This is a genomic window from Nodosilinea sp. E11 (assembly GCF_032813545.1).
Lineage (GTDB): Bacteria > Cyanobacteriota > Cyanobacteriia > Phormidesmidales > Phormidesmidaceae > Nodosilinea.
This window is the reverse complement of record NZ_CP136514.1, coordinates 76333-88854: the sequence shown is the minus strand read 5'-3', so window position 1 is coordinate 88854 and position 12522 is coordinate 76333. Positions and strand designations below refer to the sequence as shown.

10 protein-coding genes are annotated in these 12522 nt (G+C 53.8%); 4 read left to right on the top strand and 6 right to left on the bottom strand.

Going from position 1 to position 12522, the window contains the following annotated elements; all coding sequences use genetic code 11:
• Positions 1 to 507: 507 nt before the first annotated feature.
• The 5 genes from RRF56_RS00365 to RRF56_RS00345 all read right to left on the bottom strand — a co-directional run bounded on the left by RRF56_RS00365 (position 508) and on the right by RRF56_RS00345 (position 6232).
• Entirely contained in the window at positions 508 to 1050 is a 543-nt protein-coding gene (locus RRF56_RS00365; RefSeq protein ID WP_317033435.1) for a DUF456 domain-containing protein, read from the bottom strand.
• Between the two features lie 17 nt (positions 1051 to 1067).
• Positions 1068 to 1919, bottom strand: coding sequence for a M48 family metallopeptidase (locus RRF56_RS00360; protein WP_317033434.1), 852 nt, complete (start codon positions 1917 to 1919; stop codon positions 1068 to 1070).
• 435 nt (positions 1920 to 2354) lie between these two features.
• Positions 2355 to 4040 (bottom strand): group II intron reverse transcriptase/maturase, encoded by a 1686-nt coding sequence (gene ltrA, locus RRF56_RS00355; protein ID WP_317033433.1) that lies wholly within the window; start codon positions 4038 to 4040, stop codon positions 2355 to 2357.
• A 709-nt stretch (positions 4041 to 4749) separates the two neighbouring features.
• Complete coding sequence (locus RRF56_RS00350) at positions 4750 to 5907, bottom strand: relaxase/mobilization nuclease domain-containing protein (protein ID WP_410510482.1); 1158 nt, start codon at positions 5905 to 5907, stop codon at positions 4750 to 4752.
• Positions 5900 to 6232, bottom strand: a complete 333-nt coding sequence (locus RRF56_RS00345; protein ID WP_317033432.1) for a hypothetical protein — start codon at positions 6230 to 6232, stop codon at positions 5900 to 5902. The genes RRF56_RS00350 and RRF56_RS00345 overlap by 8 nt, the downstream gene beginning before the upstream one ends.
• 983 nt (positions 6233 to 7215) lie before the next feature.
• On the opposite strand from RRF56_RS00345, the gene RRF56_RS00340 reads away from it, so the two are divergent.
• The 4 genes from RRF56_RS00340 to RRF56_RS00325 all read left to right on the top strand — a co-directional run bounded on the left by RRF56_RS00340 (position 7216) and on the right by RRF56_RS00325 (position 9765).
• Positions 7216 to 7740 carry a hypothetical protein gene (locus tag RRF56_RS00340; protein WP_317033431.1) on the top strand — a complete coding sequence of 175 codons (525 nt, stop codon included), beginning with the start codon at positions 7216 to 7218 and terminating at the stop codon, positions 7738 to 7740.
• A 32-nt stretch (positions 7741 to 7772) separates the two neighbouring features.
• A complete protein-coding gene (locus RRF56_RS00335; RefSeq protein ID WP_317033430.1) occupies positions 7773 to 8561 on the top strand; it encodes a hypothetical protein in 789 nt (262 codons plus the stop codon).
• The gene (locus RRF56_RS00330) at positions 8562 to 9224 is read left to right on the top strand and encodes a hypothetical protein (protein WP_317033429.1); all 663 of its coding nucleotides are present in this window, start codon (positions 8562 to 8564) and stop codon (positions 9222 to 9224) included.
• 151 nt (positions 9225 to 9375) lie between these two features.
• The gene (locus RRF56_RS00325) at positions 9376 to 9765 is read left to right on the top strand and encodes an AbrB family transcriptional regulator (protein WP_317033428.1); all 390 of its coding nucleotides are present in this window, start codon (positions 9376 to 9378) and stop codon (positions 9763 to 9765) included.
• A 20-nt stretch (positions 9766 to 9785) separates the two neighbouring features.
• On the opposite strand, the gene RRF56_RS00320 is transcribed toward RRF56_RS00325, so the two are convergent.
• Entirely contained in the window at positions 9786 to 11693 is a 1908-nt protein-coding gene (locus RRF56_RS00320; protein ID WP_317033427.1) for a protelomerase family protein, read from the bottom strand.
• Positions 11694 to 12522: the final 829 nt, after the last annotated feature.

Sequence of the window (12522 nt, the reverse complement as noted above, 5' to 3'; positions counted from 1 at the left end):
AGCATGGTGGAGTGATCGTGCCCTCAGGAAAGCTGAAGCACCAGCGACTGGGAGTTACCCTCGATTAGGCCGCACAGTGGCCTGGTATAGCTGCCTGCGCCACAGAGCAGCATCACAATCTCGCTCGGCAGCTTTCTCGTGAAACGTTCCACAAGTTGTCCAACACGGTGCTGGACAACTGCCGCTTAGCTACGTTAAAGCCCCCTGCGGGTACGGGTGTGTGGTAAGTAGATCGGCTCATTGCGCGTGCAGGCAACTATTCCTCCTTCACTCGCTAGTACGGGTCGTGTGATTTCAGCACATTTGTCTATTTCGGACGAATATATTTGGGCGTTGCTGGATGAGTGTATGACTCGTCAAAATTGTCCCTCACCCTAGCCATCTCCCAAGAGGAGATGGGACAAGACGTCCTCAACCCTTCTTCCAACGGGAGAAGAGTTGAGGGGTAATCATGCCTGGAATCAGCAACGCCAGTGGCTGAAGACCGCGAACATTCACTAGAAGGCACTATGGCAGCCTTGCTACCAGGGGCCAGGTACTCAGAACAAAGACAACAACGGCCACAATTGCTAGGAGTCCGTCAATTAAGTTGCCTAGCAGAGAGCCGACTACCGTGCCGAGGCTGGCGCGCAGGGCAACTTTGGCTTTAGACTCTCCATCGAGCTCTTTGCGGGTCAGATATTCTCCTAAAAAGGCTCCGATAAAGGGACCAATCAGGATTCCTAAGATGGGGCCGCCTAGCGGCAAGGCAGGCAGCAGTCCCACAATGCCGACCACCAGACCAATCAACGCCCCGAGCTGGCCCCACTTGCTAGCCCCAAATTGCTTAGCGCCCCAGTAGGCCGCCAAGAACTCAATAGCGGCACTGGCAATCAGCATGGCAAACACAATCAAGATGGGCCAGCCAATGCCTGCGAACTGGGTGATGACTGACCAAATCAAAATTGCCAACAGAATCAAGCTTGATCCTGGCATGCCAGGAATCAGTTCACCCACAGCTCCCAGGGCCATAACCCCCACAAGAATCCAATACAGTTGTACGTAGTCCATGTTTTGACCTCACGGAGTTAGCGTAGACGGGGCGGCACGGTTTGAGAAAAGTTCTGTTGACCCTCCTCTAACGCTGGGGGCACTCCCTGGGGATAGGTTTCTTGAATGAGCGCCTCTAAACGTTCAACCCGGTTGCCCGGATTGGGGTGGCTGCTGAGAAACTCTGGCGGTCGGCCACCTTCACTCGCCTGATCTAAAATCTCCATCAGCTCCACCAGTCCCTCGGGGTTGTACTCGGCGGCCGTCATGAAGTCAAAGCCCAAGCGATCGCTTTCTAGCTCATCCTGCCGCCCATAGTTCAGATTGACGAGCTGATTCACGGCCTGAGCAATCATCGCTGCCTGCCGACCGCTGGTGGGATCATCGCTGGCCGCTACCCCCACCGCATTGACTAAAGCCACCCCTAGCTGCCGCCGGGCCAGGTGCTCTGAGCCATGGCGGGCAATGACATGGCCAATCTCATGGCCCAAAACCCCTGCTAGCTGGGATTCTGCGGTTAGCTGGCGGAGCAGGCCGGTGGTGACAAAAATTTGTCCTCCTGGCAGAGCCAGGGCATTGACGGTATCGGGGTCGTTCAGCAGGTGAAACTCAAAGGAGTAGGACGATTGGGCAGCAGCGGAACGGCTCACCACCTGTTGGCCCACCTGATCCACGTAGCTCTGCAAGACCGGATCGGGGTACAGGCCGCCAAACGATTGCACCACTTCCTGGCTGCCCTGCTGGCCCAAAACAACCTCTTCTTGGGGGGTTAAAGCGACGCGCTGGCGTTCTCCTGTGATTGGATTTTCTGACACAGTTGTGACGTAATTGAACAGCCCAAAGAGGGCAAACAGCACCCCTATAGCCAGACGAACCAGCAACTTGATCACAACAATTGCCCCTCTCAACCCTGCTGACGTTACCGACAATTAACCCTTTTGTCCTCTGGCGCTAGGCTGATACCCGCAGTTCACTAGGGCCGACAGCTTTTGCTCAGTCAAGCTCAAATAATGATGGTTATCGGCGTTGGGCTAGTCAAGAGCCCAGACACAATATCGCTCGGTTAGCAAGCACCCAACATCTGCCGAGCGATCGCTTCACGTTTGCTCCATAAACAAGACGTTCAGCCTAAAAACAGCAAAACTGCTCAAGCTAGTTGTCCGCGCCGCAACCCTGCTGCAGCTGCATCTCCTAAGGAAACCCTCTCTGCACAAGGCATCCAAGTCAATCGAGAGCTTTAGCTGCGTTTTGCAGGTAGAACGGTAAAATCAGGCGTTGAGACAACTGGCACAAGGTAGCCGGTTAAACTAAGCCGCTGAGTCGCCTCAACGGCTCGTCTTCAGAACCAGACGTGAGAGTTTCCCCTCATCTAGCTCCTCAACAATGCAATGCCTTGACAAGGCAGACCTCCTCAAATCGCTTAGCGTTTTGTTGTCGTGACAGTGTCGGTGCAGAAGTTGCAGGTTAGAGTATCGGTTGTCCCCTCCCTGGCAAAGGGGTAGGACATGGTCTACCTCCATCCGGTCTTCTGCCCTGAAATACAGACCACAGGCTGGGCACTTCCCTGACTGTCGTTTTAGTAAGACCGCAACTCGGGTCGGGAGTTCAGGGTGCTTGCCTAGGCGTTGACTCCAATAGAGCCAGTCCCCGTCGTAAGGGCTTCTGTCGGCTTTCACTTTGACATGTCGCCTAATGGCGGTGTCTTGGTGATTGATGAGCCGACTCTTGCCATCGCTGGTCGAGAATTGGGACTGGTGCCAGTATTTACGCGCGACCCACTGACGACTCTTGTTGGAGTGCCGACGGGTCGCCCATCGCCATAGCTTCCAAAACGTCTGCCACTGCGCTTTCTGAAAGGTCTTCTTACTGACGCCAGAGGCGTAGTAATTCGTCCAGCCTCGGATAACCGGGTTGAGTACCCGAATCAGCGCACTTTGTGGTGCTGCTCTATAAGCCTGGATAATAGACCTAACTTGCGCTAGGTGTCGTTTTAGGTTCGCCTTGCTGGGCGTAATGAGCGTTTTGTGGCCAAGGTGGGACTTGGACTGATGTTTACCGACCCGGTTTTGCCGGACTGTAAACCCCAGAAAGTCAAATCCCACATTGCCCTGATACGGGTGCAAGGTGTGCGAGTACCGGGTTTTGCTTGGCTGTAGCGCTAAGCCTCGCTCGGCTAGCCAGGAGACAATGGCCTGCTGGCAGGCTTGAATGACGTCAAGCTGTTCGTGGAGAATGACGAAGTCATCGGCATATCGAATCAGATGCGCTTTAGGGCTCACCTGTTTGATTCGGCGTTCCATTCCGTGTAGGGCGATATTGGCTAGCAATGGGGAGATAACTCCTCCCTGGGGAGTGCCCTCTTCGGTTGGAAACCACTGCCCTGATTCCATCACTCCCCCCTTGAGCCACGCTCTGACCTGACGACGAATCAGGGGCGGAGCGTTGAGCTCTTGCAGCAGGGCTTGGTGACTGATGCGGTCAAAGCACTGCGCAATATCCGCGTCCAGAACGTACTTGGGAGTAATCCGGATGCAGTTAAAGATGGCCTCTATCGCATCGTGGGCTGAGCGTCCTGGGCGGAACCCGTAGCTATTGGGCTCAAATCGGGCTTCCCATTCGGGTTCCAACGCCAGCTTCAACAGCGCTTGTCGGGCTCTATCGGCCATTGTTGGAATACCGAGCGGGCGCTTTTCTTCCTTACCGGGTTTGGGAATCCATACTCGGCGAGTGGGTTGAGCTTTATCGGTCAGTCTCAATCGTTTGACCAGAAGAATCCGACGTAATGGGTTCAGTGACTTTACGCCATCTACCCCAGCGGTTCGTTTTCCCTGGTTGTCTTGACTGACCCGGCGCACAGCTAGGCATCGGGCTGCCCAGGACTTTAGTAGGAGTCGTTGCAATCTGTGAACTGTTTTGACATCGCCACGACGGGAGGCTCGATAGATTCGCGTTTGCAGCTTGTACACCTGCCGCTCTAGCTTGCGCCAGGGCAGCGAGTGCCATTCATACATCGTCGTAAAGGACGTGTTCATGACGTCTGTACTGCGACTTGCCACTCTATCTTTTGCATCATCGTGCCTACGTCAGCTTATCCCAGCCCTTCGGCTGGGCCTTTGCTTCTTAGGCAATCCTGCCTGCTACGCTCTTGCGGTTTGGCACCTACTCAAGCTATCGACCGTTGCTTGAGAGAGTCGTAGCAGGTTATCCCGTTCCAGATAACCGTTGGTTGAATGGTTAGGAGGATGCTATCCACCGGGTTTATCGGGAGTGCTTACTGATCCCTGGACCGTAGGTCAGCCCCTTATCCTTTGCCTTTTGGCCCCAGTCGATTGGCCTCGGCGACTGGTTCTAGTTAACGATGGCTACGCATCTTCGCGTTCGCTCTCCATACATTCGTGCTCGACGGGATTCCAGGTGAGGCTCCCTGGTTACCGCCTTTTATTCCCGCTTCACCCGTTGATAGCCAGTCGCTGAGTGGGGAATAGGCTGTCACCCTTGCACCTAGGGGGTAGGACTTGAGCGCATTGAGATATGGGCTCTCACCTACACGGTTATCTAGTTGTCAAGGTGCGCTTGGGCACTTTCCTTGCCGCTCATCCCTGAGTCTTTCAACTCATTTCGAGCGAACGGGTCGCACAGTCCAAAGCTAGTCCACGTTTGAGCGCTACTGGCACAGAGCATAAGTGCTCATGGCCAATGCTTCAGAAAACACAGTTTTAGCTAAAGCTCAATCTCTAGGGCTTTTTGGGTTAACTGAAGTTCGGGTTCACTCTGACAGTGAGTCAGTTGATGAGCGATTTCTTGGCAGTACTCCAACGCCGCATAGTGGCCCTGGTTGCGGCGCAGGGCTTGCGCCACTGGCCCCTGCCGGAGGATACCCACAACGGAAAAAATGGATTCTTCTTCTGAGGCAGCCAGCCGGGCAACGTCGGCATCGAGTTGTCTCCCCTGGGGCTCACCAGAGCCGCCTTGGGCGACCTTAGAATAATGAGCGTAGTGTTCCTTCCAGAGCTGCTGAAACGCCTCGTAATCGGTGAGGAGCTGCTGACACTGGGCCTGATTCATCGCCATTAATTGAGCCAGCGCCTCATCTTGGTCAGGACGATACTCAACCTGTCGGTGCTTTTGAAGACCATTGATCGAGTAAGCAGGCCCCAATCGGCGACCGGAAAAAGAATGGCCATCAACAGCGTAGGAAATACCGATAAAGGCAGGCCCATCCCCAGGATTTGAAGCTTTTCGCAGGTGAACCTCAACCCCCCTCGCCTTGAGCCGGGTTACCAGCATAGCCATGGTGGGGTTGTCGTGGGTGGCGCAGTCAATCTCATCCCAGATCGTTTCCTTGGGCAACGTTTCCCCGGTGCGTTCTTTGCGCCGACATTCGCCAGTGGAGAGGTTACGGCGCTGGCTATCTGGGGCAACATCGAGGGGCATAAGGCCCATCTCCTGCTCTAGCTGCCGCGCCAGACGTTGGAGTCTGAGCCTGCTAAAGCTGTCATTGACGCGATTGCCTTCTAAGTCGATGGCGGAGGTCGCAATGTGCCAATGCTGCACGCCATTGACCGCCTCCTTGTCGTGGTGCTCAGTGACGAAGAAGGGGCAGCCCCCATGGCCCATGCTGTCCAATATTTTCAGGGAGATCAGAGCGATCTGATGGGTATCGACGTGTTCGCTCGGTGGGAGGCTGACCATCAGGTGAGCCATGGTCTGTTTCACCTGTCGATCCCGAGGGCGAGAGACGACCCAATTAAATTCACGCGCCAAATCCTTAGGGTCACTCCAAGCCATGTTGGAGATGATGAGGGGCTGGGTGCTATTGACCTTGTTTGGGTCAAGTAGATAAGAACACAGACCGTGGGCGTTACGGCCCTTAACCATCTTGATGATCATGATTGTCCTCGCCTGGGCTGACGGGTATCAAGGTGCGCTGGATCTCAAGGTTCGACTGATATAGGTCTTTCAAGGCTTGGAGCATAGCGGGGGGTGCTGAGGTGGCATAGCGTTCTTCAATCTCAGCCAATGCCTTATTCAATCGACTGACGTGGCCGTAGAGATCGCGATGGGTAACTGAAACTGTTGGGGGACAGAGGCCCAGCGTGCGGAGGAAGCTTGCCGCCTTTGTTGGCTTAGCCGCCCGGTTAATGGCCTTGGCCTCAGCCTCAGAAACGTAGACAACGATCCGTTTGGTGCGCGAGGTATTCATGACTGGTATAGAAATACTTAACAATTCTTTGTCCAGAAAGGCGATTTTTCGATATTGGGGAGATATTCGTAAGTTACTATCCGAAGTAAGTTTTGAGCGGTAAGCCCCAGGTCATGAGCAGGCGAATTCCATGGAAAGATTTTCTGCTGTTACTGTCAGTATAAATCAGCGGTAATAGTGCTGTCTAGCCACTACTTGCCCTAAAAATTCTACTTCCAAAAAAGTTGACAAAGAGGTTGAAGAGAGTTGAGGGCAAATGTTGAGAATGGTTGATGCTAAAGGTTGAGAAGAGTTGAGGGTAAAGGTTTAGGAGAGTTGAGGGTAAGGGTTGAAAAGAGTTGAAGGCAAATGTTGAGAATGGTTGATGCTAAAGGCTGAGAAGAGTTGAGGGTAAAGGTTTAGGAGAGTTGAGGGCAAGGGTTGAAAAGAGTTGAAGGCAAATGTTGAGAATGGTTGATGCTAAAGGCTGAGAAGAGTTGAGGGTAAAGGTTTAGGAGAGTTGAGTGCAAGGATTGAAAAGAGTCGAAGGCCAATGTTGAGAATGGTTGATGCTAAAGGTTGGGAAAGAGTTGATGATAAAGGTTAAGAAGAGTTGATGCTAAAGGCTGAGAAGAGTTGAGGGTAAAGGTTTAGGAAAGTTGAGGGCAAGGGTTGAGAAAAGTTGATGGTAAAGGTTGAAAAGAGTTAAAGGCCAATGTTGAGAATGGTTGATGCTAAAGGTTGAGAAGGATTTGATTGAAAAGGTTTAGGAAAGTTGAGGGCAAGGGTTGAGAAAAGTTGATGGTAAAGGTTGAAAAGAGTTAAAGGCCAATGTTGAGAAGAGTTGATGCTAAAAGTTGAGAAAGAGTTGATTGAAGAGGTTTAGGAGAGTTGAAGGCAAGGATTGAAAAGAGTTGAGGGCAAATGTTGAGAATGGTTGAGGGTGGAAGTTTAGGGAAGATGACTATTCGTTTGATGATTTTTAATTAATCAAAGGTGTTGCTGTGGCTTTAGATGAGTCTCTTGGAGGCAAGATAAGTAATCACTTTTCTGCCACTTTTCCGCAAGAATCAGCAGTCATAAATGATGAGATAACAGCTTATGACGTTGTTAAGTCATGTTTTAAGCAAATCACTTTGTTTAGGAAAACAGAGAAGGACTGGGGTATTGCTGCAACTCACTTGATGGATTCCTTTGAGGCTGTTACCAGTCAGAAGATTTCTATCAGTTCATCCACTTTGAAGAGTTACTACTATGCCATCAAGGCTACCTCTAGTAGTAAGAAAAGGAAGAAGAGCAAGAGCAAACCTAGTGCCATCAAGTCACCACCTGTAGTTGAAGTGGCGACGGTAGACGACCTGCCGCCAGAGGTGGATTCTGCCAGTCCCGAAGAAACCGTTGCTGAGATTCCCAAGGACACCGTTGTCACTGCCGGTAAAAAGAGGAAAAAAGCGGCTGATGCTCATGGAGGCTTTCAAGTACCCCGGCGACCCGGCTTCACCCCGCCGGTTCACATCAGTGGTTTGTAGAGAGTTAACGTGTTGTTTAGAGGGCTTATTCCATGACAACTAGAACAGTCAATATTATCAATGGCGCGAAGGGAGGAACGGGAAAAACGCTGTTTGCCCGGTTGCTGTACACGGCGTTAGAGCAAGCCGGGGCTAAAGTAATTGGCATTGACTCAGACCAGGAAAACCCAGAGTTTTCATCGTTCCACTCAGACCCAGAACGCTTTGCGGTGCCGACAATGGACTGCCTATCGCTAACAGGGGGCAAAAACCTGGTAACGCTGCTGTCAGGGGAGCTGACCCCCTCAGTCGCCAGTCAGCTGCCCGTTTTGGCCCAACGCTGTCCCGCTGATGTGGTGGTGGTGGATATGCCCGCCGCCTCAAGCACAAAATTGCGGGAGCAAATAGATTTGTTTGACATCATTCCGGCCTGTAGCGATATGGGTTACGAGGTGACGTTAATCAGCGTGCTCAGCGCTAGCTACGGGCCGATCGAGTCGATTGGCCGAATGCTAGAGTTCTGCGGTGATACAGTTCGCTGGGTGGTGGTTAAGAACCAGTATTTTGCGGTTGAAGGCGCAGACGACTCGTTTTCCTTCTGGGATGAGTCGAAAGCCCGAAAGCGATTCAAGAAGTATGGCGGGGTAGAGATTGACCTTCCCCGGTTGGCCGACACCACCTTCAAAGCCATGCAAGCCAGCTACATCCCCTTCACGGCCCTCGATAGCCTGACGTTGGGCGACAAGCTCTTAGCGCGGTCGTTTGTTCGGCGTAGTAAGGCGCAGATCGAGACGGCAGGGGCGTTGATGGGTCTACCGGCCCCAGTGGCTGAGGTCGCGTAGATGGGACAGCCAAGCGTGGAGGACATTGCCAGTATTGAAACGGTTCTGCATGAACTGCTGCTGCGGATGGAAGCCCTAGAGCGAGTTCACCAGCAGGACGTTGCCCATATTCGCGTGAGTTTGGATCAATGGCAGGAGATCACCCAGAGCCTATCGCGGCTGTTGGAGGTTCGCACCCAAGAGACAGCGGAGGTGAGCAGCGGCTACAGGACACTAGGCGAACACTTAGTCAGATTCAGTCAATACTTGGTGTCATCAGAGGTGATGTTGAAGCGGGCGGAAGGGCCATTCACGACCTTAGCGACCTCGCTGCCCAACTTGATCATGGAGCTGGAGAAAATCGAGAGCCAGGTACACCCGGTGAACGATCCGCAGAGCGCAACCGAGGTCAAGGCGGAATTACAGACGCTGCGACGGTTGATTCAGCGCAGGGCCACCCTGAGAAGCGGAAGCGGAACGTCGATTTGGACTGAACTCGCGCAGTGGAGGGCAGCGGTGGTGTGGGTGTTGGTGGGTGCAGCGGTGATGGGAATGCTTCAGTACCTAATTTTCCGAGGCAGCGGGTTTCAGAGCGCCCTTACCGACGTCCGCGCCAGTGGCGGAACCGTAGATCGCCGTCTAGAGCGCATCGAAATTTGGCTGGGAATCGTCGAGGACGATTAGAACAACACGCCCTCTGAGCCAAAGGGGATAAAATCCTCTGTTTTTTTATTGGGATTCTTGGATAGAGTAAGAAAGAAATTCTAGATGCCGCAGAATTATTTTCTGAGGATTGATTCGGATTTTGACCTATATTTTTTGGGCGTTCTAAGCTATGGCAGTAAAAGAGAAAGGCGTGTTGGTTGGCAAAGAACTTCTGGCCAAGGTGAAAGAGAATGATGGCCAGAGCAAACGGGAACTGGCCAAGGAATGTGGGTATTACACCATCAGCAAAGATGGCCAGACCCGAGTGAACCTATCTGAGTTTTACGATGCCCTGTTGTCTGCCAAAGGCATTCAACTGGAACCCCAAAAGGGTTCAGAGGGACGAGGTCGAGAAGCGACTTATACCCTAACGGTGCACAAGAATGGACAGATTGTGATTGGTGCAGCCTATACCCAAGAGATGGGACTGAAGACCGGCGACGTATTCAAAATCAAGCTGGGCTATAAACATATTCACTTAGTTAAACTGGACGAAGAGGGCAATGAAGACGACGCCTAATTAGATAGCGAGGCGGTGACTTAGCTTCTAGGTTGATAGAGCCCTTCCTGTTGAAGTTTTTCGGCTGCGAATTTGAGGAACGGCTCGGTTCTGCCCTTGTTGTGAGTTTTGAGGGAGTCATCACCCAGGGATTTGTTGAAGGCCTCGATGTCCTCGTCAAGATCCGTGGTGATGGCCTTAATCGCGGCCGCATGAACGCCGACCGCCTTAAGTAACGCCCCCGAGAACTTAACCGTCTCATCGGGATGCTCCTGCGCCCACAGTCGAGCGAGTTCAAGCAACCGCACCCCGCGCAGATAAGGCTTCGTGCCTTGCGCCTTATCGTGGTTGTCAGCAGCAGGTTGAGCCCGTGTCGGTGCCGGTGCCGCCGCCGCTGGCACAGCCCCCTCGCCCTGGCCCTCGCGGTCAAAATCGAAGTCAAAGAAGCGCTGAGCAGCCTGGAGTTGATTAGGGTCATCCGCGATCGCCCTCAACTCCTCCAGCATCCCCAAAAGCCGGTCATATTCGACCTTGAGAGCTTTGAATTCCGAGTCATCACCCTGTCCCCCGCCTGCGCGCGCCAGCCGGTCAATCGTCACCGCCTGAGCCGAGATAGTTTGGGCCTGAGTCGAGATGGTCGCCGCCTGAGTGGAGATCGTCACCCACACCGGATCACCCTCCCTTGACCCATTAACCTGCGGACTCGGCGTTGTCTTAGCGGGAAGAGAATCAGCCACAATCAGCGCTCCTTGGGTTTCTATCGAGGATTGTTCAACCGGTGCATCCAACTCCTCAGGCGGCAACGGAATCGGGCCACTCGCCGCCAACTTCACCCCCCGCGCCGTCAGGGGCTTTCCATTGCGAGTGAGATAATACTGGTAGTAATGGCCCGTCACCGAGGCATTGCCCGTAGTCGTGTCATCGAGCAGCACATGACCCAGTAGATGCTGAGCCAGGCGCTGCTCCGCCATATTGGGTGGGCAAAAGAAGTGGAGCGCGATCGGCACATAGACTGCCCGGCAGCGATGAATCGAGATATTGGTAAACCCTTGAGGCGTCGGCAGCACCCCCCCCAGCACCTTAACCACCCGGCGATTGACCCGAGCGTTGAGCGCCTCCATCCTAGGGTCATCCGAGGCGACGCCGCTTAAATCCCGAACATCGGCGGAGGCCCTGAGTTTTTCAACCGCCAGCATGACATCCTGAGCGGGCACCAGGGTCAGCATGTTGTAAGCAGGCTTAGCGGCCTTCTGCTGGCCGGTAAAGCGCAGCACATAGGGATGCTGCTGGGGAATCATCTGAGCCATATCCGCCACGCAGGGTTCGAGCTGCCCGAGGCTAACGACCTCCGTATGCCGCCGTCCGGTAACAGCCGCGATCGCGATGATTAAGTCGATGGGGTCATTGGAGGCCAACAGGAGGTTAATTTTGTCCATGTAGGCATCGAGATCGACGGGTTGTCGCTCATCCTGACGAGCATTGGCATTTTGGGTCGTAGCGGCTCTGAGCTGAGCCTGCACCTCAATCGGGTACGTAAACCCGTCTAAGGCATAGTGCCGCGCCTCAGAGCCACTGCTGGGCTCCCCCGGCAGCGGATTGCGCTTCACCCACCGGCGAGGGTACGAGTTTTTGCCATTGAGGGTGATACGCCCGGCCTCGATCGCGGATTTAATCGCTTTGGTATAGCGCGGGAAATAGACCGAATTGATACTACTGCGCGGGTACGCCATTTCCAAAAGCTCCTGCTCCGCCGCACAGAGCCGGTCAATCGCCGCCTTGGTGTCCGTGCCCAGGGCATTCATCTCCACCAGCTTGGCGACGAGGATAGCGATGAGCTCCTCCAGTTCTTTTTTGGTGAGTTTAGTGCGATCGCCGTTTTCGATGCGCTGCTCCATCGCCGCGACGATTTCGGCGCGGGTGGTGTCGAAGGTTTGAGATAGAGCGGCCATAGCGATGGACAGTTGAGCGGTAACAGCATCATCTATGACGTTCAATTATAGCAGTCAATAAATTTATAGCGGTATTAGAAACCTATGTTATTCCCTCAACCCGAAAGGGTTTTTGCTGGGTGAGGAATAGGCTCAGCCCCAGATGAAGCAGGCCAAGGCGATCGATACACAAAGCCCCGCCAGGGCCAGCGGTGTTCATGGGGGTTCTTGATGGGGAAGAGAGAGACTAGGGTGCGATCGCGCTACGGGGCCATCCCAGGCAGGGACTCAGCGGTGATGGGGGCACCGTGTCGCAGCTCCTGCCATTGGGCCTCGATAGGCTAGTGGCTCCACACACAAATCACAATCTTTATGCTGGTGTCGGGGCTGTTGAATTGCTGCACTTCAGCCACGCCTCAGTCCCCATCCTTACCCTGGGTGACGCCGTTGCCGGGGTCTGCCAGGGTAAGGACTCTCGCACCCTGGGCCGCTACTGGAGTCTGCTTTGTAGATGATCCAGGTTTCGTTAGTCACCATAGCGGGTGTCCTCAAAGCTAGTTTGTTCACCCTAAAACACGCAATCGACCTTGAGTATAGGGTCTTCGTTCCGCCTCACATGTTTTAACTCCCACCCATTTCGCCTGCCCCTCTCAGAGCATTGGGCCGGGTCAGTGGCCGCATGGATGTTCTCCTGGGTGCGATCGCTCTGCGGCTGGCTCATGCCCCTGGCTCCTTATTTTTGAGCAGGTCAACGCCTCGCACTGGCCCCCCAAGTTCAGACAACTTAGTGAGCGCCGCCGCAATCTGGTCAAGGCGATCGCATGGGGGTAGGCATCGGCCCATCTCTAGA

Coding starts and splice junctions, on each gene's coding strand:
- RRF56_RS00335 (WP_317033430.1), top strand. CDS start 7,773: ATGACAACTAGAACAGTCAATATTATCAATGGCGCGAAGGGAGGAACG.
- RRF56_RS00350 (WP_410510482.1), bottom strand. CDS start 5,907: ATGGTTAAGGGCCGTAACGCCCACGGTCTGTGTTCTTATCTACTTGAC.
- RRF56_RS00320 (WP_317033427.1), bottom strand. CDS start 11,693: ATGGCCGCTCTATCTCAAACCTTCGACACCACCCGCGCCGAAATCGTC.
- RRF56_RS00330 (WP_317033429.1), top strand. CDS start 8,562: ATGGGACAGCCAAGCGTGGAGGACATTGCCAGTATTGAAACGGTTCTG.
- RRF56_RS00325 (WP_317033428.1), top strand. CDS start 9,376: ATGGCAGTAAAAGAGAAAGGCGTGTTGGTTGGCAAAGAACTTCTGGCC.
- ltrA (WP_317033433.1), bottom strand. CDS start 4,040: ATGTATGAATGGCACTCGCTGCCCTGGCGCAAGCTAGAGCGGCAGGTG.
- RRF56_RS00365 (WP_317033435.1), bottom strand. CDS start 1,050: ATGGACTACGTACAACTGTATTGGATTCTTGTGGGGGTTATGGCCCTG.
- RRF56_RS00345 (WP_317033432.1), bottom strand. CDS start 6,232: ATGAATACCTCGCGCACCAAACGGATCGTTGTCTACGTTTCTGAGGCT.